Origin of the sequence: Herbihabitans rhizosphaerae, from assembly GCF_004216555.1 — a bacterium.
GTDB classification, from domain to species: Bacteria; Actinomycetota; Actinomycetes; order Mycobacteriales; family Pseudonocardiaceae; genus Herbihabitans; species Herbihabitans rhizosphaerae.
The window spans coordinates 525652-548034 of sequence record NZ_SGWQ01000003.1; the positions used below are offsets into that span (position 1 = coordinate 525652).

At 69.8% G+C, this 22383-nt stretch carries 19 protein-coding genes and 2 pseudogenes; 3 read left to right on the forward strand and 18 right to left on the reverse strand.

Annotated features, from left to right (window positions below; all coding sequences use genetic code 11):
• Window positions 1-110: 110 nt before the first annotated feature.
• Window positions 111-1565 carry a lysine--tRNA ligase gene (gene lysS / locus EV193_RS12205; RefSeq protein WP_130344393.1) on the reverse strand — a complete coding sequence of 485 codons (1455 nt, stop codon included), beginning with the start codon at window positions 1563-1565 and terminating at the stop codon, window positions 111-113.
• 142 nt (window positions 1566-1707) lie between these two features.
• Between lysS and EV193_RS12210 the strand changes: the two genes are divergently transcribed.
• Entirely contained in the window at window positions 1708-2478 is a 771-nt protein-coding gene (locus EV193_RS12210) for a class I SAM-dependent methyltransferase (protein WP_130344150.1), read from the forward strand.
• Between the two features lie 153 nt (window positions 2479-2631).
• Window positions 2632-3576, forward strand: a complete 945-nt coding sequence (locus tag EV193_RS12215; protein ID WP_207222595.1) for an esterase/lipase family protein — start codon at window positions 2632-2634, stop codon at window positions 3574-3576.
• Window positions 3577-3598: 22 nt separating this feature from the next.
• On the opposite strand, the gene EV193_RS12220 is transcribed toward EV193_RS12215, so the two are convergent.
• A complete protein-coding gene (locus tag EV193_RS12220; RefSeq protein ID WP_130344151.1) occupies window positions 3599-4300 on the reverse strand; it encodes an NAD(P)-dependent oxidoreductase in 702 nt (233 codons plus the stop codon).
• Window positions 4301-4370: 70 nt separating this feature from the next.
• Between EV193_RS12220 and EV193_RS12225 the strand changes: the two genes are divergently transcribed.
• Window positions 4371-5057, forward strand: coding sequence for a TetR/AcrR family transcriptional regulator (locus EV193_RS12225; protein WP_207222596.1), 687 nt, complete (start codon window positions 4371-4373; stop codon window positions 5055-5057).
• A gap of 145 nt (window positions 5058-5202) precedes the next feature.
• Here the strand turns inward: EV193_RS12225 and EV193_RS12230 are convergent, their stop codons facing one another.
• From EV193_RS12230 to EV193_RS34440, 16 genes and pseudogenes are all read right to left on the reverse strand, one after another.
• Window positions 5203-5979 (reverse strand): type III pantothenate kinase, encoded by a 777-nt coding sequence (locus EV193_RS12230; protein ID WP_130344152.1) that lies wholly within the window; start codon window positions 5977-5979, stop codon window positions 5203-5205.
• 8 nt (window positions 5980-5987) lie between these two features.
• Complete coding sequence (gene panD / locus EV193_RS12235; protein ID WP_130344153.1) at window positions 5988-6482, reverse strand: aspartate 1-decarboxylase; 495 nt, start codon at window positions 6480-6482, stop codon at window positions 5988-5990.
• A gap of 14 nt (window positions 6483-6496) precedes the next feature.
• Window positions 6497-7366 (reverse strand): pantoate--beta-alanine ligase, encoded by an 870-nt coding sequence (gene panC / locus EV193_RS12240; RefSeq protein ID WP_130344154.1) that lies wholly within the window; start codon window positions 7364-7366, stop codon window positions 6497-6499.
• Window positions 7363-8253 (reverse strand): Rossmann-like and DUF2520 domain-containing protein, encoded by an 891-nt coding sequence (locus EV193_RS12245; RefSeq protein ID WP_130344155.1) that lies wholly within the window; start codon window positions 8251-8253, stop codon window positions 7363-7365. Before EV193_RS12245 ends, panC begins: the two co-directional genes overlap by 4 nt.
• A gap of 159 nt (window positions 8254-8412) precedes the next feature.
• Window positions 8413-9609, reverse strand: coding sequence for a PrsW family intramembrane metalloprotease (locus EV193_RS12250; RefSeq protein WP_423202164.1), 1197 nt, complete (start codon window positions 9607-9609; stop codon window positions 8413-8415).
• A 63-nt stretch (window positions 9610-9672) separates the two neighbouring features.
• Window positions 9673-11343: a DUF6779 domain-containing protein gene (locus EV193_RS12255; RefSeq protein ID WP_130344156.1), complete on the reverse strand. Its 1671-nt coding sequence runs from the start codon at window positions 11341-11343 to the stop codon at window positions 9673-9675.
• 76 nt (window positions 11344-11419) lie between these two features.
• Window positions 11420-11887, reverse strand: coding sequence for a DUF3180 domain-containing protein (locus EV193_RS12260; RefSeq protein WP_130344157.1), 468 nt, complete (start codon window positions 11885-11887; stop codon window positions 11420-11422).
• A 13-nt stretch (window positions 11888-11900) separates the two neighbouring features.
• Window positions 11901-14600 carry an AAA family ATPase gene (locus EV193_RS12265; RefSeq protein WP_130344158.1) on the reverse strand — a complete coding sequence of 900 codons (2700 nt, stop codon included), beginning with the start codon at window positions 14598-14600 and terminating at the stop codon, window positions 11901-11903.
• The gene (gene folK, locus EV193_RS12270; protein ID WP_130344159.1) at window positions 14542-15051 is read right to left on the reverse strand and encodes a 2-amino-4-hydroxy-6-hydroxymethyldihydropteridine diphosphokinase; all 510 of its coding nucleotides are present in this window, start codon (window positions 15049-15051) and stop codon (window positions 14542-14544) included. Before folK ends, EV193_RS12265 begins: the two co-directional genes overlap by 59 nt.
• Entirely contained in the window at window positions 15048-15446 is a 399-nt protein-coding gene (folB, locus tag EV193_RS12275) for a dihydroneopterin aldolase (RefSeq protein ID WP_130344160.1), read from the reverse strand. Before folB ends, folK begins: the two co-directional genes overlap by 4 nt.
• Complete coding sequence (gene folP, locus EV193_RS12280; RefSeq protein ID WP_207222597.1) at window positions 15443-16285, reverse strand: dihydropteroate synthase; 843 nt, start codon at window positions 16283-16285, stop codon at window positions 15443-15445. The genes folB and folP overlap by 4 nt, the downstream gene beginning before the upstream one ends.
• Window positions 16285-16632: pseudogene (folE, locus tag EV193_RS33740) on the reverse strand (GTP cyclohydrolase I); the annotation flags it as partial. The gene folP and the pseudogene folE, both read right to left, overlap by 1 nt.
• Before the next feature lie 885 nt (window positions 16633-17517).
• Window positions 17518-17787: pseudogene (locus EV193_RS12290) on the reverse strand (GTP cyclohydrolase I); the annotation flags it as partial.
• 20 nt (window positions 17788-17807) lie between these two features.
• On the reverse strand, window positions 17808-20180 hold the full coding sequence (gene ftsH, locus EV193_RS12295; RefSeq protein WP_130344161.1) for an ATP-dependent zinc metalloprotease FtsH: 2373 nt from the start codon (window positions 20178-20180) through the stop codon (window positions 17808-17810).
• A 190-nt stretch (window positions 20181-20370) separates the two neighbouring features.
• Window positions 20371-21162, reverse strand: a complete 792-nt coding sequence (locus EV193_RS12300) for an ESX secretion-associated protein EspG (RefSeq protein WP_130344162.1) — start codon at window positions 21160-21162, stop codon at window positions 20371-20373.
• Complete coding sequence (locus tag EV193_RS34440) at window positions 21159-22370, reverse strand: hypothetical protein (protein WP_130344163.1); 1212 nt, start codon at window positions 22368-22370, stop codon at window positions 21159-21161. The genes EV193_RS12300 and EV193_RS34440 overlap by 4 nt, the downstream gene beginning before the upstream one ends.
• Window positions 22371-22383: the final 13 nt, after the last annotated feature.

The following is a 22383-nucleotide window of genomic DNA, read 5'->3' on the forward strand; positions in this document are numbered from 1 at the left end:
GACGTGAATGCTCAGGTTGTTGCGTGCTGGCCCGCATGCATATAAATACTCCTATAGCGGAGGTTAGCGCAAATCGGGTCCCCAACGCACAGCGACACCCAGAAGAGTGTTCATTCCGGGCGGACGAGTGGGAAGAGGATCGTCTCACGTATGCCGAGACCCGTGAGCGCCATCAAGAGCCGGTCCACGCCCATTCCGACGCCGCCGGACGGCGGCATTCCGTACTCGAGCGCCCGCAGAAAGTCCTCGTCCAACTGCATGGCCTCGTCATCGCCGGCCGCGCCCAACCGTGCCTGTTCGGTGAGCCGCTGCCGTTCGACCACGGGATCCACGAGTTCCGAGTAACCGGTCGCCAGCTCGAATCCTCGGACGTAGAGGTCCCATTTTTCCGCGACACCGGGCCGGGAGCGGTGCTGTCGGGTGAGCGGCGAGGTCTCCACCGGGAAATCGCGCACGAACGTCGGCGCGGTGAGATGGTCACCGACAAGGTGCTCCCACAGCTCCTCGACGAGCTTTCCGTGGCCCAGCTTGGGATCCGGCTCCAACCCGTTGGCGTGCGCGTGCTTGCGAAGAAGCTCGACACCTGTGTCCGGAGTCACTTCTTCGCCGAGCGCGTCGGACAACGACTCATACATGGGCAGCGTCGTCCACTCGCCGGACAGGTCGTATTCCGTCCCGTCCGTGAGAGTGACCACCTGACTACCGAAAACGGCGTCCGCTGCTTCCTGCACGAGTTCCCGGGTCATCGCCGCGTTCGTGTCATAGGTCGCATACGCCTCGTAGTACTCGAGCATCGCGAACTCGGGCGAATGTGTCGAATCACTGCCCTCGTTGCGGAAGTTTCGGTTGATCTCGAAAACCTTCTCCAGACCACCCACCACGCACCGCTTGAGGTACAGCTCCGGAGCAATGCGCAGGTAGAGATCCATGTCGAAGGCGTTCGACCGGGTGGTGAACGGCCGCGCGGCGGCTCCGCCGTGCAGCGTCTGCAGCATCGGCGTCTCGACTTCGATGAATCCTCGGCCGTGGAACGAGTCACGCAGCGCGCGGACCACGCCGGCACGCGTGCGCACGATATCGCGCGCCCGCTGCCGGACGATCAGATCGACATAACGCTGCCGAATACGGGTTTCCTCGGCCAGCTCCTTGTGCGCGACCGGCAACGGGCGCAAAGACTTGGCGGTCATCCGCCACTCGTCGGCGAGCACGGACAGCTCGCCGCGTTTCGAGGTGATGACCTCGCCGTGGATGAAAACGTGATCGCCGAGGTCAACATCGGTCTTCCACGCCGAAAGTGCCTCTTCGCCGACCTTGTTCAGCGACAGCATCGCCTGCAGTTCCGTACCGTCGCCCTCGCGGAGCGTGGCGAAACAGAGCTTGCCGCTGTTTCGGACGAACATCACTCTTCCGGTGACACCCACGATCTCACCGGTCGCCGTGTCCGCCTCGAGGTCCGAATGCGCGGCCCTGATCTCGGCCAGCGTGTGCGTCCGGGAAACCTCGACCGGATAAGGATCAGTGCCGGCGGCCAGCAGCCGCTCGCGCTTCTCCCGCCGCACGCGCATCTGCTCGGGCAGATCGTCTTCTGGCGAGGGTGGGGGAACTGGCGTATCGGTCACGCGCAAAGGGTACGGAGAGCGCCGCGAGCCGCGCGAACGGGTATCCGCCGAATGGAAACGTGGGTGCGCCCGCAGCAGGGTCGCCGATATGTTCGCTGACGTGAGCGGATACCGCGGATCGTTTCCCGGGCGGGCCAACTCCTTCGGCGAGGCGGCTCCCGCCTACGCCGAACATCGCCCCGACTATCCGGTGGACGCCGTGTCCTGGGTGATCGAGGACGCACCCAACTCGCCTCCGCACGTCCTCGATCTCGCCGCCGGTACCGGCAAGCTGACCGAAACCCTTGTGGCGCAAGGGTTTCGGGTGACCGCGGTGGAGCCGGACCCGCTCATGCTGGCCGAGCTGACCCAGCGGTTCCCCGAGGTCACCGCGCTGGACGGCACGGCGGAGAACATCCCGCTGCCGGACGGTCTGGTGGACGTCGTGGTCGCCGGCCAGGCATTTCACTGGTTCCGCCCGAACAAGGCGTACCCGGAGATCGCGCGCGTGCTGCGTCCCGGCGGAATCGTGGCCGGCCTGTGGAACCACCATGACCTCGAGGTCGACTGGGTGGCCGAGATGAACGAGCTGACCGATACCGGAATGGGTGGCGACTGGCTCGCTCACGACGTGATGCCCGAGCACCCGCTGTTCACCGATTTCCGCCGGACCCGATTCCGGCACAGCCAGCCGCGCACCGCCGAGACGATGACCGCGACCATCGGTACGCACTCCCGGGCACTCACGCGCACGCCGAGCGAGCGCATCGAGTACCTCCGCCAGGTGCGCTCCTACCTGGACAGCCGCCCGGAGACGGCCACCGGCGAGTTCGAGCTGCCGCTGATCACCACCGTCGTCCGAGCGCACCTGCGCCCGTGAGTTTTTGTGCGAATGTGAGTGTTTGGACACCCTCACTTGGCACGAATGTCACGCTTTCGTGTGTCACTCGCCGATCGGCGTTCGTCCGCGGCGCCGGGTGTACCTGACGGTCATACGATCCGGCGCACCCCCAACGCGGAGCGGAGGACGCTGATGAACCGCCGGCGCGCACTCACCGGAATAGCCGGAATCTTCTCGGCGATCGCCATGACGGTCGGCCTGAGCACCACCGCCCCGGCGGCCGCGGCCGAAGGCCCGGAGTTCAACGAATTCCCGTCGGCGCTGCTGTACTCCTTCGCGCACTGGAACGCCGATCCGCCCGGTGCCAACGACTGGAACTGCCAGCCCTCCGGCGAGCACTCGCGTCCGGTCGTCCTGGTGCACGGCACCTGGGAGAACCGGTTCAACAACTTCGCGAAGCTGTCGCCCGAGCTGAAGAAGGCCGGCCACTGCGTCTTCGCGCTGAACTACGGCCGGCACGGGCTCGACCTGTTGGGCCTGCACCCGGCGGTGAACGGCACCGGTGACATCCGCCGCTCCGCCAAGGAACTGCGCGTATTCGTGGACAAGGTGCTGGCCGCGACCGGCGCGTCGCAGGTCGACATCGTCGGCCACTCGCAGGGCGGCCTAATGCCGCGCCAGTACCTCAAGTCCGAGGGCGGCGCCGGCAAGGTGCGCAACCTGGTCACACTCGGCGCGACCCACCACGGCACCACGCTGCTCGGCCTCGGCACGCTGGCGAACGTGCTCGGCCTCGCCGAGTACAGCAACCTGCTGCTCGGCGACGCGGCCAAGCAGCAGATCGAGGGCTCGGAGTTCCTGCGCACGCTCAACGCGGGCGGCGACACCGTGCCGGGCGTGAACTACCTGGTGATCGCGACCCGCTACGACGAGGTCACCACGCCGTACCAGAGCACGTTCCTCACGGCCGGCCCCGGCGCGACGGTCACCAACGTGACCGTGCAGGACGGCTGCGAGGTCGATATTTCCGAGCACGTCGAACTGCCCTATTCGCCGCGGGTAATCGGTATGGTCAAAAGAGGACTCGACCCCAGCGCACCGGCCCCACCGTGCGTACCGAACCTCCCGATCGGCTGATTCCCTTGCGCGACAGAGACTTCTAGCCGCGGGCGTGCGCCAGTGCGCTCGGCGTGCGGCACCCGACGATCGCCGGCGCCTCGCGGACGAGCGTGTCGTCGGTGAGCGCCTCCACCATGAACAACGCGAAGTCCACGCGCCGCGTCCGGTTGCTCGCGAGGACCGGGTCACCGACGTGGCGGCTCCACACGGGCAGCCCCTGGCTCTCGCCCTCCTCGAGGTCGCTGCCACGGACGACGGTCCACCGCCGGTCGCTGGCGAAGATCCGCCGGCACGCCTCCACCTGGTCGTCGAGCTCGACCGCGCGCACGAGGCGGGCAAGCCAGGCGACGACCCGGACGACCGCCTTGAACCGCCAGGAGTACTTGCCCTTGCCGTCCCGGGTGATGTGCCAGCCGCAGGAGAAGATCAGGCGCGCGTCGGGCTCGGCGTGGTCGAGCACCGCCTGCGCCGTGCCCGACGAGTACTGCCGCACGCCCCAGGGGACCAGCACGGTCAGCACGCCGTCGCATCCGGCGACCGCCTTCCTGATCACCTCGCGGTCGTTCGTCGGCCCGGGGACGATCGTGATCCGGTCCGCGAACTCGGCGAGCTTCTCGACGCTGCGCTCACGGCACACGCCGACGACTTCGTAGTCGCGGTCCAGCGCGTGCCGAACCATGTACCGCCCGAGCTTGCCCGAGGCGCCGACGACGCAGACCTTCCGTCTTCGATCAGTGCTCATTCGATGCTCCTAACTTACGGTGTAAGTCAGGCTAGACTTACGGTGTAAGTCCGTCAAGGAGGAACCACTGATGCAGACGAAGCGGCCGCCGCTGTCCAGGGAGCGGGTGATCGCCGCCGCGATGGCGCTGGCCGACGAGAAGGGCGCGGCCGGGGTCACCATGCGGGCGCTCGCCACTCGGCTGGGCGTGGAGGCGATGTCGCTGTACAACCACGTGGCCGGCCGGGAGGACCTCCTCGACGGAATGGTCGACGCGGTGTTCGGCGAGATCGAGCTTCCGGTGTCGACCGCGGACTGGAAGATCGCCATGCGCGACCGTGCCGCGTCGTCACGCGCGGCGCTTCGGCGTCACCCCTGGGCCGTCGGCCTGATGGACTCGCGCAGCCAGCCCGGCCCGGCGATCCTGCGCCACCACGACGCCGTCCTCGGCGCGCTGCGAACGGGCGGCTTCTCGGTCGCGATGGCCGCGCACGCGTTCTCGGTGATCGACAGTTATCTCTACGGGTTCGTCATGCAGGAGCTGAGCCTGCCGTTCACCAGCGCGGCCGAACTCGACGAGATCGCCGGCGACATTCTGAGCGACCTGCCGGCCGACGCCTACCCGCACCTCACTGAACTGATCACAAAGCACGCCTTGAAGCCTGGCTATGAGTACGCCGACGAGTTCGAGTTCGGCCTCTCCCTGATCCTCGACGCGCTGCACCCCGACGAGGTCTCGTCACCGGTTACGAGTCGGCCGGGCTCTCGCGGACGGTGATGTTGGCGTGAAGATCGCCTGATCACGACCACCCCTCGCGTTTCAGCAACGCGCTGACCTGCACCTTCTCCGTGGCGGCCGGACTTTAGCGGGCTAAAGTACGCAGAACGTGAATGGAGCGGTCGTTAAGTTTCGGACAGGCGTGTCAGTTGGTGTTGCGCTCGAACACCAGGCGCAGGCCGAGCAGCGTGAGGTCGGGGCGGTGGTCCACGATCGTCTCCGACTCGCGGACCACGAGCGGGGCCAGGCCGCCGGTGGCGATCACCGTCACCGGCGCCGGGTGGCCCGCGCGGGCCAACTCCGCGACGATTCGCCGGACCAGGCCGTCCACCTGTGCCGCGAATCCGTAGACGATCCCGGACTGCAGGCACTCCACGGTGTTCTTGCCGATCACCGACCTCGGCCGGACCAGCTCCACCTTGCGCAGCGCGGCCGCCCGGTTGGCCAGCGCGTCCACGGAGATCTCGATGCCCGGCGCGAACACCCCGCCGAGGAACTCGCCCTTCGCGGAGATCACGTCGACGTTGGTGGACGTGCCGAAGTCGACCACCACGCACGCGGTCTCGTGCAGGTGGTGCGCGGCCAGCGTGTTGATCACACGGTCCGCGCCGACCTCCTTCGGGTTGTCCACGAGCAGCGGAACGCCGGTGCGCACGCCCGGCTCCACGATCACCCTCGGCACCGTGGAGTAGTACCGCCCGAGCATCACCCGCAGCTCCCGCATGACGGCGGGAACCGTTGACAGCGCGCCGATTCCGGTGATCTGGTCGGCGTGCTCACCGAGCAGCCCGCGCATGGTCAGCGCCAGCTCGTCGGCGGTGATCCGGGCGTCGGTGCGCATCCGCCAGTCGCGCACCAGGTCCGCACCCGAGAACAGCCCGAGCGCGATGTTGGTGTTGCCGATGTCGATCGTCAGCAGCACGCGGTGCCTCAGGCCCTGGACGCTTCTGCGCTGATCAGCGCGTCCAGCTTGGCCGCGTCCGAGGTCTCCGCCGCCGCGTCTTCCACGGTGGCCTCGATGATCGATCCGCTGCGCAGGCCGGAGCCCTCCGGCGCGTGGCCGGGGTCGGCGCCGGTCTCGACGATCTTGTTGTGCTCGTCGACGAAGACCACCTTCGGCTGGTACGCGGCCGCCTCGGCCTCGTCCATCTGCGCGTAGGAGATCAGGATCACCAGGTCACCGGGGTTGATCAGGTGTGCCGCCGCGCCGTTGATGCCGAGCACGCCGCTGCCCCGCTCACCCTCGATGAGGTAGGTCTCCAGCCGCGCGCCGTTGGTCACGTCCACGACCGCGACCTGTTCGCCGGGCAGGAAGTCGGCCGCGTCCATCAGGTCCGCGTCCAGCGTCAGCGAGCCGACATAGTGCAGGTCCGCCTGCGTGACGGTGGCTCTGTGCACCTTCGACTTGAACATGGTTCGCAACATTGGTCGAGCTCCCCTCATCCCGTGCCGAGCTGCACGGGAACGTTGTCGATCAAGCGCGTCTGGCCGACCTTGGCCGCGACGAGCAGCCGCGCCGGGCCGCTGTCGGGGGCGGGCCCCAGGTCGGGATCGGTCAGCTCCAGGTACTCCCAGTCGATCTTCGGCTCGGCGTCGGCCACGGCCCGCGCGGCGGCGCGCACGACGTCGGGGCCGTGCGGCCCGGCGTACGCGCCGGCGGTGAGCGCGGCGGACAGCGTAACGGCCAGCTCGCGGTCCTCTGTGGACAGCAGGGCGTTGCGCGAGGAGAGGGCGAGTCCGTCCGGCTCGCGCACGGTCGGCACGCCGATCACCGCGGTGTCCATGTTCAGGTCGGCGACCATCCGCTTGATCAGCGTGAGCTGCTGGTAGTCCTTCTCGCCGAACAGCGCGAAATCCGGGCGCACGATGTTGAACAGCTTGGCCACGACGGTCAGCACGCCGGCGAAGTGGCCCGGCCGGTGTGCGCCCTCCAGCAGCTCGCCCAGTCGTCCTGGCTGGACGGTGGTGTCCGCGCCCGGCGGGTAGACGTCCTCGGTGGACGGCGTGAAGGCGAGATCCACCCGCTCGGCGCGACACACGTCCAGGTCCGTCTCCAGTGGACGCGGGTAGCGCTCCAGATCGCGGGAATCGTTGAACTGCAACGGGTTCACGAAGATCGACGCGACCAGTACGGCGTTCGGGATGCGACGCGCGCGGCGCAGCAGCTCGCGATGGCCCTCGTGCAGCGCGCCCATGGTCGGCACGAACGCGATCTGGCGGCCGGTGCCGCGCAGCGCGCGGGTGACCCTGGCGAACTCGGACGGTCCACTGTAGACAGTCAGCTCGCCGAGTTTGATCTCGGCTGTCACGCGTCCTCCTCGTCCAGTGCGGCGAACACGTCCGGCGCGAGGTCGGCGCGCAGTAGCCCGGTGCCGGCCGCGCGCCGGGCGGTGCGGTTGGCCAGCGCGCGATAGGCGGGCAGCTTCTCCGGCGCGTGCTTGGCCAGAGTGTCCACATGGGACTGAACGGTGTGCGCGTCGCCGCGGGCAACCGGCCCGGTGAGCGCCTTGTCGCCGTAGCGCAGGCCGTTGTCCAGCGCGGCGGACAGCAGCGGGCCGAGCAGCCGGTCGGGGTGTTCCACCCCGGCGGAGCGCAGCAGGTCGGCGCTGTCCGCGACCAGGGTGATCAGGTGATTGGCGCCGTGCGCCAGCGCGGTGTGGTAGAGCTGCCGGGCGGCGGTCGGCACCCGCACCGGCTCGGCGCCCATCTCCACCACGAGCGCCTCGCCCACATTCCACGCGGCCTCGTCGTCCTCGGTCGCGGTGACGCCGACACAGCACGCGGCGATCCGCTGCAGGTCCTCGGCGCGACCGGTGAACGTCATCACCGGGTGCAGCGCGAGCGGCAGCACGCCGTGCCGCTCGGCGGCGGCGAGCACGTCGACTCCGTGCGCCCCCGAGGTGTGCACCAGGATCTGCCCGGCGTGCAGCGCGCCGGAGGCGGCGAGCCCGCGCACGGTGCCCTCGATCGCGTCGTCCGGGATGGCCAGCAGCACGAGATCGGCGCGCGCCACGACCTCGTCGGGCGGCAGTAGTGGGACGCCGGGCAGCAATTCCTCGGCGCGGCGCAGAGACGCCTTCGACACGCCGGACGCGGCGGTGATCGTGTGACCCGCGCGGGCGAGCGCGGCGCCGAGCACGGCACCCACCCGGCCGGCGGACACAACGCCGACGGCGAGCCGGGCCGGCCGGCTCATCGAGTACTCCCCGCGGTCATCGCGTGGCTCCCTCACACTCGTTCCAGTCCCGCCACATCTTTCGCGGGTACCAGACGACGGCCGCGAGCGTAACGCCGTGAAGATGACGAAACATTACGCGGGTGACCAGTTTCACCCACTCGTGATGACCCCGAGTGATCAAGGGGTCGCTGGTGCGCCTTGGTCCTTCTCGGCCGCGCGTGCGGCCGCGCGCACCGCCCGCGCGCGGTGCGCCACCACGACCGCGACCAGTTTGCGCTGGTGCACCGCGGCCTCCTCGCCCGTGGTGCCGCGCGCGATCTTGTGCCGCAGAAACGCCAACTCGGTGACCGCCGACTGGTAGCCGTGCACCGCACGGGCCGCCGCCGAGCCGGACTCCTTGCGCACCGCCGACCGCCACTGCCGGCGGCCCTTGAGACTGGCCAGCAGGTCCACCTCGCTCGGCACCACCAGTTCCTCGTCCACCATGCGCGGCAACGCCTCCGCGACGATCCGCTGCTCGCGCTTGCGGTGCCAGTTCACCAGCATCACCACCGCGACGAAGATCGGCACCATCACCAGGAAGTACACGTTCAGGAACGTGTTCGCGGTGCCGAGTGTGGCGGCGGCGTTCCACAGCGCGTGCAGCACGACGGCGGCGAGATAGCCGGCCAGCGGCGCGAGCACCCGCACCCGCTTGTCGCGCGTGCCGACCGCGACGCCCATGCCGATCCCGATCATCGCGGTGAACAGCGGGTGGGTGAACGGCGCGAGCACCCCGCGCAGCACGAACGCCATCAGCACGCCCGGGTTGGTCGAGTCACCAAAACCGTGCTCGGCGAACGCCCGCCCGAAGTAGTAGATGTTCTCGGTGAACGCGAACCCGGCGGCGCACAGCCCGGCGTAGACGATCCCGTCGATCACGCCGTCGAACTCGTGGCGCAGCCAGATCAGGATGCCGACCACGAACGCGCCCTTGGCCGCCTCCTCGAACAGCGGTGCGGACAGGACGGCGGACAACTTGTCGCCGTTTCCCTTACCCAGCAACAGATCCCCGACCGCCTCGGCGGTGTTGTTGATCAGCAGCGCGGTCACCGTGGCGACACAGGCGCCCCAGGCGAACGCCAGCAGCAGGAGTTTCGCCGGCTCGGGCTCCCAGCGGTCCACCCAGAGGAACGCGGCCACCACCGGGCCGACCGGCAGCAGCGCGCCGGCCACGCCGACCAACTCGGCGACCAGGCCCACCTCCGCGGTGCTCACCGCGAGCAGCACCAGCCCACAGCCGGCGAGCAGCACCGCGGCGGCGACCGGCAGGAGCACGGTCAGCCGGCGCGGGGTGTGCCCGTGCAGGGATGGACGCGGGGAGGTCACGTTCAGGCACTCTACGGAGTCACCCGTGGTAACCGCACCAGTGGTCAACTGTCCTTTATGGACAGTGGGCTAATCGGCGCGCCGGCGGTGACGGCGCACGTTGGGATCGAGCCCGTGCGCGGCCAGGAGATCGTTGACCGATCGGCCGGCCGTGTGCGAGCCGCCGGGGTCGCCGTGCGCGCCGGCCGGCTCGTCCCTCGGCTCCTCGGCCTCCTGCTTCCAGGCGGCGACCTCCTGCCAGGTCGGCGCGCCCTCGGCACGCCGGCGCCGGCCGCCACTCTCCTCGACGGGGGGCGGCTGCTGCCGCTCGACCGGCGCGAACCGGGCCGACTCGGTGGCGTGCCGGGATTCCTGCGGCGCGGGGAACCGGCCGGACGGCGCGTCCTCGCGCGGGCGCTCACGCGTCGGAGGCGGAGGTGGGGGCGGCGGCGGCGCGAACCTGCCGGACTCGGCGCCGTTGGAGCGCGGCTCCGGCGCGGCGAACCGGCTCGACTCGGTCGCCGCGCTCGGCCGCACCGGCGGGCGCTGCTGGGTCCGCTCCGGCTCACGTACGGGCTCCCGTACAGGCTCGCGGGCGGGCGCGAACCGGCTGGACTCGCTCGCCGCGGCCGGTCGCATCTCGTGCCTGGTGTCCCGTTGACGCTCGGGCGGGCGGCCGTTGCGGTGGCCCTGCTGGGTCTCCTCCCACGACGGCGTCCAGTCCATGTCCAGGCCGCCGTACGCGGGCTCGGCCGGCCTCGGCTGCTGCCGGTCGGCCGGGGCCTGGCGCTGCGGGGCGGCGGGCCGGGCCGGGGGACGCATAGCCGGGGTGGACCGCTCGGCCGGGTTGGTGTCGAACCAGCGCTCCGACTCCTCGCCCCGGCTGGGCACCGGCTCCGGCGGGCGCTGCGGGCGCCTGGGCTCGGCACGGCGCGGCTCCTGCCTACGAGGCTCGGGCTGGCGTTCGGGCTGGCGTGGCTCGGGGCGGCGCTCGGCCTGGACCGGTTCACGACGGGGTTCCGGTTCGCGCCGCGGTTCGGGTCGGCGCTCGGCCTGGATCGGCTCGCGGCGGGGCTCCGGCTCGCGGCGCGGCTCGGGTTCCCGGCGCGGCTCGGCCTTGGGTGGCTCGGGACGCCGCTCCGGGCGGGCCGGGCGGGCGGCCGGGCGGATGATCTCGGTGCGCGTCTCGGCGATCTCCTCCGGCACGACGTCGGCCACGACCTCGTGCTCCGGCGCGGCGGTCAGCCGCTTTCGCACGTTCTGCCGCATCGCCGTGTGCGGGTCCTCCTGCAGCGCGCGCATCCTGGTCGACTCGGCGTGCAGCTGGTACCGCTCGACCAGCACCTCGCCGCCGATCAGCGTCTCCAGCGTCTGCCGCAGCGTGCGCAGCTCGGAGCGCAGGGCGGTGATGTCGTCGCGGGCGTCCTCCTCGGCCTTGTGCCGGGCGTCCACCTCCACCTGCATCTCGTGCTCGCGGCGGGCGGCGACCTCGCGCTCCAGCTCCAGCTCGTAGACCCGCTGCGCCTCGGCGGCGTCCTCGCGGCGCTCGGCGACCTGTTTGCGGTATCTCGCGGCGACGAACGCGCCGATCAGCGCGGCCCACAGCGCGGCGATGATGCCGAGCCGCAGCCAGCGCACGTCGGTGGTGAGGACGACGGCCGCCGTCGCCGCGCCCGCGAGAACGAGCCCGCCGACGATCAGCAGACCGCCGCCGGGCGCGCGCTCGTGCGTCTCGTCAGGCGAGTCGGCGCGGCCGGTCATGCGCACACCGTACCGTCTAGTAATCAGACCGAGACCGTCCCGTGCTCATCCGCGACATGGATTTCACGTCCCGCGGTCAGCCTGACCCCGCACGATGTTCGCGCGACTCGTCCGGTTCGTCCGGAGTGCGACAACAGTGCTCGAGCCACAGCGCGGCGGCGATCAGGGCGCCGGCGCACACCGCGCCGATCACGCTGCTCGTCGTGTCGTGCTGTGCGGCCGGCAGCTCGTCACGCTCGGGAACCACGTACACCAGCACCGCCAGCCACGCGCCCAGCATGATCGCTCCGAGCAGCGAGGACGCCTTGGCCAGCGCGACCACGCGCGCCACCGTGATGCCGTCCACCTGGCGGATGTCGCGCCGGATCCGCGTGCGCAGGGTCAGCGCGAGCACCAGTTCGATCACCGCCAGCACGAGCAGCGTGACACCGGCGAACGTGGGCAGCCTCGGCAGATCGCCGTAGAGCTGACTGACCAGCAGGTACACCAGTACCCCCGCGATCACCCCGGCCACCGCCAGGTCGCGTGCGCTGGTGAATTTCACCTCGCCACGCTATCTAATCCGCCATCAGCTTGGCGTTCAGCGGCACGCGGGTGAGGAAGCCGATCCGTTGCCGACCGGTCAAGGTCGCCGCCTGGCGCTCCACTTTGGCCCGCGCGGCCGCCAGCGCCGCGGCCGCCTCCGTGTGCTTGCCGGCCTTGTCGAGCACGACCGCCCGCCAGTACAGGACTTCCTCGTCACGGACCGCCGGCAACGGACCGCGAGTGTGGAGAATCCGCTCGGCGCGTTCGGAGGCGTCCAGCGCCTCGTCCAGTTCTCCGCGCGCCAGCGACAACCTGCCGAGCAATGACAGGCCGACGACGACGCTGCGCCACAAGCCCGCGGTCTCGGCGCGCTCGATGTTCGACAGGAGCAAGTCGCGGACCCATTGGCCGTCGACCTCACCCCGTTCGACGCGATGTATTTCGAACTCCGCGTACAGATTGCACACCAGCGTCGCGATGTTGACCAACCAGGTGCGGCTGGTCTCCTGCCAGGCCGCCTCGAACGCCCTTCCGGCCTCGGCCGATTCGCCGCATTCCAGATGAAGCTTCCCGAGCAGTGCGACGTTGTATCCGTGCCACGCGCTCGGTTCCGCGTCCTCGCGCGCGACGGCGTCCCGCAATGTGAGCAAGGCCTGTTCCCACTGTCCGAGCGCCATCTGCACCTGGGCGAGATAGTTCAGGGCCGTCGGCATGGTGCCGGCATCGCCGTCGGCGCGAAGCCTTGCCACGCAACGAAGAAGGCGCTCATCGGCCGCTCCGAGATCACCGGCGTCGAACATGCTCACGCCGACCTGCATGGCGGTCCGGGCGACAGCGTGCGCCAGCGCCGGATCCGTGCTCCGGCCGACCTCGTCGTGCTCCTCTGCCAGTCGCTCGGCATCGAGCAACGCCGCCAAACCAGCGTGCAGATCCCGTTTGGTCAGCTCCCTGCCATACGCCGAGCTGGTCAGGAACAACAACGCGAGATCCTCGCTCTGCTTCGCGAGCCGCACCGCTTCGGCGAGCGCTCGCAAGCTGTGATCGACGCCGCGGACCTTGTGCAGAACACGGCCGCGCAGAGCCGCCGCACGGACTCGAAGGTTCAGCTCGTCACATCGCTCGGCGGCCGCCACCGCTTCGTCGCTCAGCTCCTCCAGCGGTGTGCTCGCCAGGAAATCAGCGTTCACGCTCCATCTGCTCTCGGTGGCGAGCAGGAGCAGCTCGATGATCTCCACTCGCAGCCGGTCGACAGTCGCACCCGACTCGGCCTGGCGGACGTCGTCGAGCGCCTGGCGACACAGCCGCTCGGCCTCGTCGAGCGAACCTCCGGTCGCGATCAACGACCGTGCCATCTCCAAGGCCTTCGACGCCGCCGGCAGCGACTGCCCGCCAAGATGGTGCTGCTTGATCACTTCGAGCAGATACTCCTGCGGCTTCGTCGACCAGTCGCGCATCATCTCGTCGAGATGCCCGGCGACGGCCGCATGCCGCTCGCGCCGCGACTGTGGACTCTGCCTCGTGTAGAGGGCCTCCCGCACGAACGCGTGCTCGAACTCGTAGTGGTCCGCACCCGCGCGTCGCGTCCACTCGTCCGGTTCACGCAGCCGGATCAGGCCGCTGGTGGTGCTGACCTGATACAAGCGGTCGAGCACGTCGGACCGGTCACGCCCCGACAGGCGCTCCACCACTGAGCTGATGAATCGCTCGCCGTGGACCGCGGCGAGCGAAAGCAGTTCGAGATCCGTCGGATCCAGTCCACGAAGGCGTTGCCGTATCACCGCCGCGGCCGACGACGGTGCCGGCCAAGTCGGTCCGTTCTCGCTTTCGCGAATCATCGACAAGTACTGCGAGACGAAAATCGGGTGCCCGCCCGTGCGTTCGTGAATCGTGGCGATCTGGTCCGCTGTGAGACCGGTTCCGTACCGTGCGCGCACGAAGGAATCGACCGCGGCCGGCGCGAACCCGGAAAGGTCGATGACAGAACAGGTTTCCTGAATCGTCGACCTGTCGATGATCTCCCGGAGTGGGTTCTGGTCCGTCAGCTCGCCGTTCCTCATCCCGAGGACGATGCCGAGGGGGCTGTCCTGCGACGCCAACAGGCGATCGAGCACGAGGCATGAACTGGTGTCGATCAGATGGGCGTCGTCGATGATCAGAACCACCGGCCGCCCCTGGCGCACCTCACCGAGAATCGCGTCCGCCACGAGCCTCGGGACGGGAACCTCCGGCAACGCACTCGCCGCCGCGCCCTTGCCCACAGCTCCTACCCCAGCGCGCAGCGCGGGCCCCGCCGCCGGTACGAGGTTGGCCAGAATCTCGGCCCCCGAGTCGACGGCCGCACGAGTGCCCAGCTTGGCCACACGGCCACGGGACAGGCGTGCGCGCAACGCCTTCACGATGTCGATCATGGGGCCGTAGGCGTTCTCGGTGCCGATCTGGCCATGGCACCGGACGGCGGCCACCCGCCGGACTCGCGGCGCCGCGTTGCTGCGAACCCATTGCTCGAAGGCGCCGAGCAAGGCCGACTTGCCGATCCCGGGGTCGCCGTGAACGGCGAGCACGCGGGGTCCACCGTGCGAGAGCTGCTGGACGAACTCGATCATGCGGGCCGATTCGTGCTCGCGATCCACGAACACGCCCGGCATGCCGCCTCCCACCAGCTCGCCGGCGACCTCAGGTGATCGGCCGACCGCACCCAGTATGGAGCACGAGATCGGGCCGTGGCACCACATCGGAGGTATCCATGCCGGCGACCAGATCCGCTATACGGCCGTGCCCGGGGATCTCCGCATCCGGCTCGATGTCGTACCAGGGAACCAGCACGGTCGACCGCCGATGCGCTCCCGGATGGGGCAGCGTCAGGTCGGGGTCGTCGCTCACCACGCCGTCGACGTGCACGATGTCGACGTCGAGCTTTCTCGGCCCCCATTTGACGCCTCGAATTCGCTCGACCTCGCGTTCCAAATCCTGGGCGATCGTCAGCAATCCGTGCGGATCCACGTCGTCCGATCGCACCACGAATACGGCGTTGAGAAAGTCCTCCTGGCCGAAAACCCCCCACGGCTCGGTCTCGTAAACCGGTGACACCTCGGCGACCATCTCACCGAATCCGTCGATCGCCTTCTGCAGATAGGCGAAACGGTCGCCCACATTGGAACCAAGAGAGAGGACGGCACGAATCATGACCCTCCACCGTCCACTATGGACTTTCGACCACCTCTGCGGGAGCGCCTGGCTGTGACCGCGACGTCGGCGAAGGTCAGGGGGATCGGTGCGCTCGGCTTGTGCAGCGTCACCTCGACGGCGTGCACCCGTTCGTCGGCCATCACCTCGTCGGCGATCTCGGCCGACACCGTCTCGATCAGGTCGCGCGGCGGGCCGCCGACGATCGCCGCCGCACGCTCGGCCAGCACGCCGTAGTCGATCGTGTCGGACAGCTCGTCGCTGGCCGCCGCGGTATTGAGATCCACCCAGACGGTGATGTCGACGAGGAAGTGTTGCCCGTCGGCCTTTTCCCGGTCCAGCACGCCGTGGTGGCCGTGCACGCGCAGGCCGGTGAGCGTGATCCGATCGGTCATGGGGCCTCCTCGTCGGACAGTGCGCTCGCCACGGTCACCGCGTCCAGGCTGGACTCGACGTCGTGCACCCGAACCCCCCACGCGCCGGCCGCGGCGACCAGCGCGGAGATCGCCGCCGTGGCCTGCTCCCGACCGTCCGGCGAGCGCGGTGTGCCGTCCTCGGCGGCCAGCAGGCTGCCGAGGAACCGCTTGCGCGACGCGCCGATCAACACCGGGAAACCCATGTCCCGCAACACGTCCAGCCGCCGCAGCAGGGTCCAGTTGTGCTCGGCGCGCTTGGCGAATCCGAGGCCGGGGTCGATCACGATCGCGTCCCGCGCCACCCCGGCGGCGAGCGCCGCGTCCACTCGCTGGGCCAGTTCGTCGCGGACGTCGGCCACCACGTCGCGGTACTCGGCCAGCGTGTCCATGTTCGCGCTGTGCCCGCGCCAGTGCATCAGGATGAACGGCACCCCGGCGTCGGCGACCGTGCGCGCCATGTCCGGATCGGCCAGGCCGCCGGACACGTCGTTCACGATGATCGCGCCAGCGGCGAGCGCCGCCTCGGCCACGGCCGCGCGGGTGGTGTCCACGCTGACCCCGACGCCGGCGCCGGCCAGCTCCTTGATCACCGGCAGGATGCGGCTGATCTCGGTGTCGGCGTCCACACGTGCCGCGCCCGGTCTGGTGGACTCGCCGCCCACGTCGATCAGATCGGCGCCGGCCCGCCACATCGCCTCGCCGTGCTCCAGCGCGTCGTCCACGTCGAGGTAGCGGCCGCCGTCGAAGAACGAGTCCGGCGTGACGTTCAGAACGCCCACCACGGCACAGCGTCCAGGATCGGGCAGCAGTCGGTGCATCAGCGCGTGCGTCCGTTGATCAGGTCCAGCGCCTCCGCCCTGGAGGACACGGAGGTCTTGTGCAGGCCGCGCACGGCAGAGGTCGTGGTGCGCGCGCCAGGCTTGCGAATACCGCGCATGGCCATGCACAGGTGTTCCGCCTCGATCACCACGATCACCCCGCGCGGGTTCAGCTTGCGCACCAGCGCGTCGGCGATCTGCGAGGTCAGCCGCTCCTGCACCTGCGGCCGCTTCGCGTACAAATCGACAAGCCTTGCCAATTTTGACAGCCCGGTGACCTTGCCTTCCTCACTCGGGATGTACCCCACGTGCGCCACCCCGTGGAATGGCACGAGGTGGTGTTCGCAGTTATGACTTAGGTGACCGGCAATCAAGAATGTCGGGTGAGGATCACATTTGAAGCTGTAAACAGTGTACGGCTTTGTTCCGGTCGCCTCGATTCGACGTACCGATTCGACGCGCACCCACTCCGACTCGATCAGCTCGTGCCGCACCGTCTGCTGCGGGAACCCGTGCTTGCGGAACCAGCTGTCGGCGACGTACAGGTGGGACGCAGGACCGCCGGCCTTCGGCGTGAAGCGTGCCCCGATGAGGGGGGCCAAGTCGTCCAGAGGCGGTGCACCGTCTCCGTCCGTGCACCCGTCGAGAAAACCGTTGAAGGTCGAGCGATCGTTGAGCACCACCGCTGGGAAATTCCCACTCGCGTACTGCCTCATCAAGTCGGCGAAGTACGACGAGGTGACCCGAACACGGAAATGCCCCGACGGCCGCTCGACCGGCTCGATTCGTGCTTCTATTCCAAATGCCCGCCGCAACGAAACAGCGAACTTCTTGGCGTAGTCGCGATCGTTCACCACGAGCGACACGTACCGTTCGGCGGTCGTGCCGTCCGCGCATACCGACCCGACCACATAGCCGAAGTCGTAGCCGAGCGTCGGACGCCACCGGTCACGGGAGAGCTGACGCGCGTGCGTCCACTCGATGAACGTGCCCTCGACGTCCTTGGCCTCCAGCCAGCCTTCGGGCGTCGCCAGCGGGTGGTCTGGCGTGACGGTGAACCGCCCGCCGGTGGTCGTCACCTCGACCAGCTCCCGCGTCGTGTGCGAGCTGATCTGGGTGACGGTCGTCGGCTCGACCTTGCCGTCAGCGAGCGTCCAGAGCTGATCGCCGACCTGGACCTCGCGCGCCTGCTTGCGCCCGCCGACCGCGTTCACCGTCTGCTTGCTCGGCACACACGTACTGAACAGCGGGATGTCGGTGACCAGGACCAGCTCGTCGTGGCACTCGTCGAACGTCTTGTCGAGCACCGAGTCCGGGTTGTTGTACAGGCCGGCGAACATCTCGCGGAAAGCGCGCGCCACCCGGGCCGGCGTCTCTTGCAGGCCGTTGCGGTCCGGGTCCTCGCCGCACGCGAGCAGCAGCTCGCGCACGGCCTTCTCCGCACGCTCAGCGTCGAACACGGGCTGCGACCCATCGGCCGACTGCCAGGGAAAACCGGTCACCGTTACCTCCGGTGCCGACGCTACCTGCCGCCGTCCCACTCCGTCTGCCCCGACCGATCCGGATCACGTCGACCCTGACCGTCGCCCGAGTCGCGCCGGTCGTTCTCGGGCTCCCAGGACGGCCGCCAGTTCTGCTGCGGACGCTCGGACGGCGTGGTCGCCGGCTTCCACCCCGGCGGCGCGCCGTAGTTCGGCGGACCGTAGTTGCCACCGTGTCGCTCGTCGCCCTCCGGACCGCTCCGCGGCTGCCCGCCCGGCCTCGGGTACGGCTGCGGCGGCGCGCCAGGCGTCGGGCTCGGCTGCGGACCGGGCGGCGTCGGACCCGGCTGCGGCAGCCCGTTCGGACCGGCACCGTTGCCGCCGGGCGGCGCGGGGCTGGGCCGCGGCGGGCCACCGGGCAGATCCCCGCCACCGGGGGCGGTGCCCACCGGAGTCGGCTGCTCCTCCTGCGGCGGCGGCCACGGCTCGCCACGCTCCTTGGCGAGCTCGGCCGGCGTCTTGATCGGCGGCTTGTCCGACGGCTGGCGGTCACCGAAGTCGTTGAACGCGGTGATCCTCGGCCGCTTCTCCACGCCGCTGAAGATCCGCTCAAGGTCCTTGCGCTGCAGCGTCTCCTTCACCAGCAGCTCGCGCACCAGGTCGTCGAGCACGTCGCGGTAGGTGTTGAGCACCTCCCACGCCTCGGTGTGCGCCGCCTCGATGAGCTTGCGCACCTCCTCGTCGATCTCGTGCGCGACCTCCAGCGAGTAGTCCGGCGCGTGGCCCATGGAACGCCCGAGGAACGGGTCGCCCTGGTCCTGGCCGTACTTCACCGCACCGAGCCGGGCACTCATGCCGTACTCGGTGACCATCGCCTTGGCGATCTTGGTGGCCTGCTCGATGTCCTGCGACGCGCCGGTGGTCGGCTCGTGGAACACCAGCTCCTCGGCGGACCGTCCGCCCAGCGCGAACACCAGCCGGGCGATCATCTCCGAGCGGGTCATCAACTCCTTGTCGTCCTCGGGGACGACGAGTGCGTGCCCGCCGGTGCGCCCGCGCGGCAGGATCGTCAGCTTGTACACCGGCTCGAGGTCCGGCATCGCCCACGCGGCGAGCGCGTGCCCGCCCTCGTGGTACGCGGTGATCTTGCGCTCCTTCTCGGAGATGATCCGGCTCTTGCGCGCCGGACCGCCGATCACCCGGTCCACCGATTCTTCCAGGGCCGCGCCGTTGATCAGCGAGCCGTTGATGCGCGCGGTGAGCAGCGCCGCCTCGTTGAGCACGTTGGCCAAATCCGCGCCGGACATGCCGACGGTGCGCTTGGCCAGGCTGTGCAGATCGGCGTCCGGGGCCATCGGCTTGCCCTTGGAGTGCACCTCGAGAATCTTCTTGCGGCCCATCAGGTCCGGCGCGGACACCGGGATCTGCCGGTCGAACCGGCCCGGCCGCAGCAGCGCCGGGTCCAGGATGTCCGGACGGTTGGTCGCCGCGATCAGGATGATCCCGCCGCGCGCGTCGAAGCCGTCCATCTCGACCAGCAGCTGGTTCAGCGTCTGCTCGCGCTCGTCGTGGCCGCCGCCGAGGCCGGCGCCGCGCTGGCGGCCGACCGCGTCGATCTCGTCCACGAAGATGATGCACGGCGCGTTCTGCTTGGCCTGCTCGAACAGGTCGCGCACCCGGGAGGCGCCGACACCGACGAACATCTCCACGAAGTCCGAGCCGGAGATCGTGTAGAACGGCACGGCCGCCTCGCCGGCCACCGCGCGGGCGAGCAGCGTTTTACCGGTACCCGGCGGGCCGTAGAGCAGCACGCCCTTCGGGATCTTCGCGCCGAGTGCCTGGTAGCGGCCGGGGTTCTGCAGGAAGTCCTTGATCTCGTACAGCTCTTCGACGGCCTCGTCGGCGCCGGCCACATCGGCGAACGTGGTCTTCGGCATGTCCTTGTTGAGCTGTTTGGCCTTGGACTTGCCGAAGTTGAGAACCCGGTTCCCGCCGCCCTGGACGTTGTTCATCATCCACATGAGCAGCAGCAGGAGCAGACCCAGCGGCACCAGATAGATGAGTATCTGGGTGAAGAACGACTCCTGGGTGACCTTCGTCTCGAACTCGACGTTCTTGCCCTGCAGCTCGCGGAACATGTCGTCGGTCGCTTGCGCGGGGTACTGCGTGATGATCTGGGTGACCTGTTGCTTGTCGACCTCGATCGACTTGCCCAGGTTGAGCTTGAGCTGTTGTTCCTTGTCCTCGAGCTCCGCCTTGGTCACGTTGCCGGCGCGGACTTGCTCGATCGCCTTGGACGTCGACACTTGGGAGTACCCGCGCGTGTCGTCGAGCAGCATGCTGACCAGGAAATAGATCAGCAACACCGCCGCGATCCACAGCAACGGATTGCGGAGCAGGCGCTTACGGTCCATTAACTTACGGCCGCGAGCCGGCCTCGACCCTCCCTGACTTGCGTGTCGGCGAACCCGTGCCCATCCGGGACGGATGCCTGGTCCGACCAGCGTACAACCCGTCCGCGTGACGCCACCGTGTGAAGTGGTGGCTGGCCCGCCCAGCAGGACAACGGGCCATCAACGCCTGGTGTTCCCGCAGGTCGGCGTTTCATCGCTCCTGGGTTATCGCCGTGATCATTTCGGAGATCCGGTGCCGGAGCGTCGCCGCGTCGGCCGGCGCCACCGTCACCCAATCGCGACCGTCGGCACCGGAGCGGGCCTGGCTGAGATACCGACCGGTGTCGTTGTCGAACCAGGCGAGCACCGGCGTGCGCTTGCGACCGCCGAGGTTGCCCCTGCTGTTGGCGGCGATCTGCCCGCCGCGGTGACTGCGCCGCCCGGTGAGCCTGAGCAGCGCCTCCCTGGTGTCGGTGACGCCGCGCCCACGGCCCGGCCGCGCGGTCGGGCCGGACACCTGCCCGGCGCTCACCGTCTCGGCGACCGCGGTCAGCTCCTCGGCCGGCAGGCTGATCGACTGCTCGGTGCCGCGTTCGGCCTCGGGCAGCAGTTCGACCACCGCCGAGGCGAGCCCGGTGGCGTGCACCGGCCGGATTCGCAGGCCCTCGTCGTCCTGCACGGCGAGCACGGCGTTGCCGCCGGCCAGCGCCGCGATCGAGCAGACCGCGACGCCGTCCAGTTCGGGCAGGAACACCGAGTCCACGCTCACCTGCGGCCGCACCAGGATGGACAGCCACGTCTCGACGTGCGGCCCGAGTTCGCCGTCCTGGTTCAGCAGGCGGCGTTGCACGAGCTGGGCACGCACCTGCTGACGCAGCTCGTCGCGCTCCTCCATGGTGGTGCCGTGCGAGCGCGATTCCAGCGGGTAGGGCAACTCGCCGCCGTCCAGCGTCTCCCACAGGAAGTCCAGCTCGATCGGGCTGAGGTGCTCGCCGTCGGTCACCGGTCACCTCCGATGACGGGCGGGACGGTGGACTCGTCGCTGCCGAACGCGGATCCGGGATCCGCCTCCACCAGATAGGACGGTGACTCGTGCTCGAGGTCGTCCTCGTCGTCGGAGCGCGCTCCCGGTGGGACGCCGCCGGCGCCCATGGCGTCGGGACGCGCCCGGCCGGACGATCCGCCGCGGGTCGAGCGGGACTCGGCGGCACCGTCGCCGGGTGCGGCCGCCGGTGTCGAACCCGCCGCGCCACGACCGGGTGCGCCGCCACCGGCGAATCCGAATCCGCCGCCGAATCCGCCGGCACCCGCGCTGGGCGCGGCCGGCATGCTCGCCGCGGGTGCGGGGCCGGCCGTGGTGCCGGACAGCTGCGACGGCGTGTAGCCGGCCGTGCCGGTCGGGGTGCCACCACTGCCGCCGCCGAGACCACCGAGTCCGCCGAGCCCACCGGGCATCGAGCCGACCGGGTCGCCGTCGTCGCCGGTGCCGAACTCGCCGTCCGGGCCGGCGCCGGGGATCGGCATCGCGCCGATCGCGCCGGGCATGTTCGGCCGCATCCCCTGCGCCGGGTGCGGCGCGGGCAGCGGCTCGCCGGGAACACCCGGGCCGCCTGGTCCGGACCTGCCTTCGCCGGCCACCGTCTTGGGCGGCGGAGCGAACGTCGGGGTGGCACTGTCGATCTGGGCCATCGACTTGGTGTACGCGTCGAGGAACGCGACCTGCTCGCGCTTGACCCGGTCGGCGGCGGCCTGCTGCGCGGCGAGGTCGGCGGTCATGGCGGCCGGGCCGCCGGCGAGCATCGCGCGCATGTTGGCGTCGCGGTCGAACGTCGTGGGCGGCGGCATCAGCTTCACCCGCTGGGCGGCCGAGGCCGACTCGGACATGCGCACGCCCATCAGCTGCGCGGTCGCGCCGGCCATGCCGCCCCAGTCGGCCAGCGGGCGCATGGCGCCGCGCGCGGAGTCGGCGGCCGGCCCGGTCCAGGCGTTCTCCAGGCCGGTCAGCAACTCGGTGAGCTGGCCGGACACCTGCGCGAGGGCCTTGCCGTGCTGGTTCCAGGTGGCGCCCATTCTGGCGGCGCCGTCCGGGTTGTTGTTCTCGGTGGCCGCCTTGTACAGCGCTTCACTGGACAGCGTGTCCCAGTTCGGCGGGCTGCCGATCGCCCTGTCCTCGCCGTACCGGACGCCCTTCGGCGCCTCCTGCGGTGCCATTACCGGCCCCCTC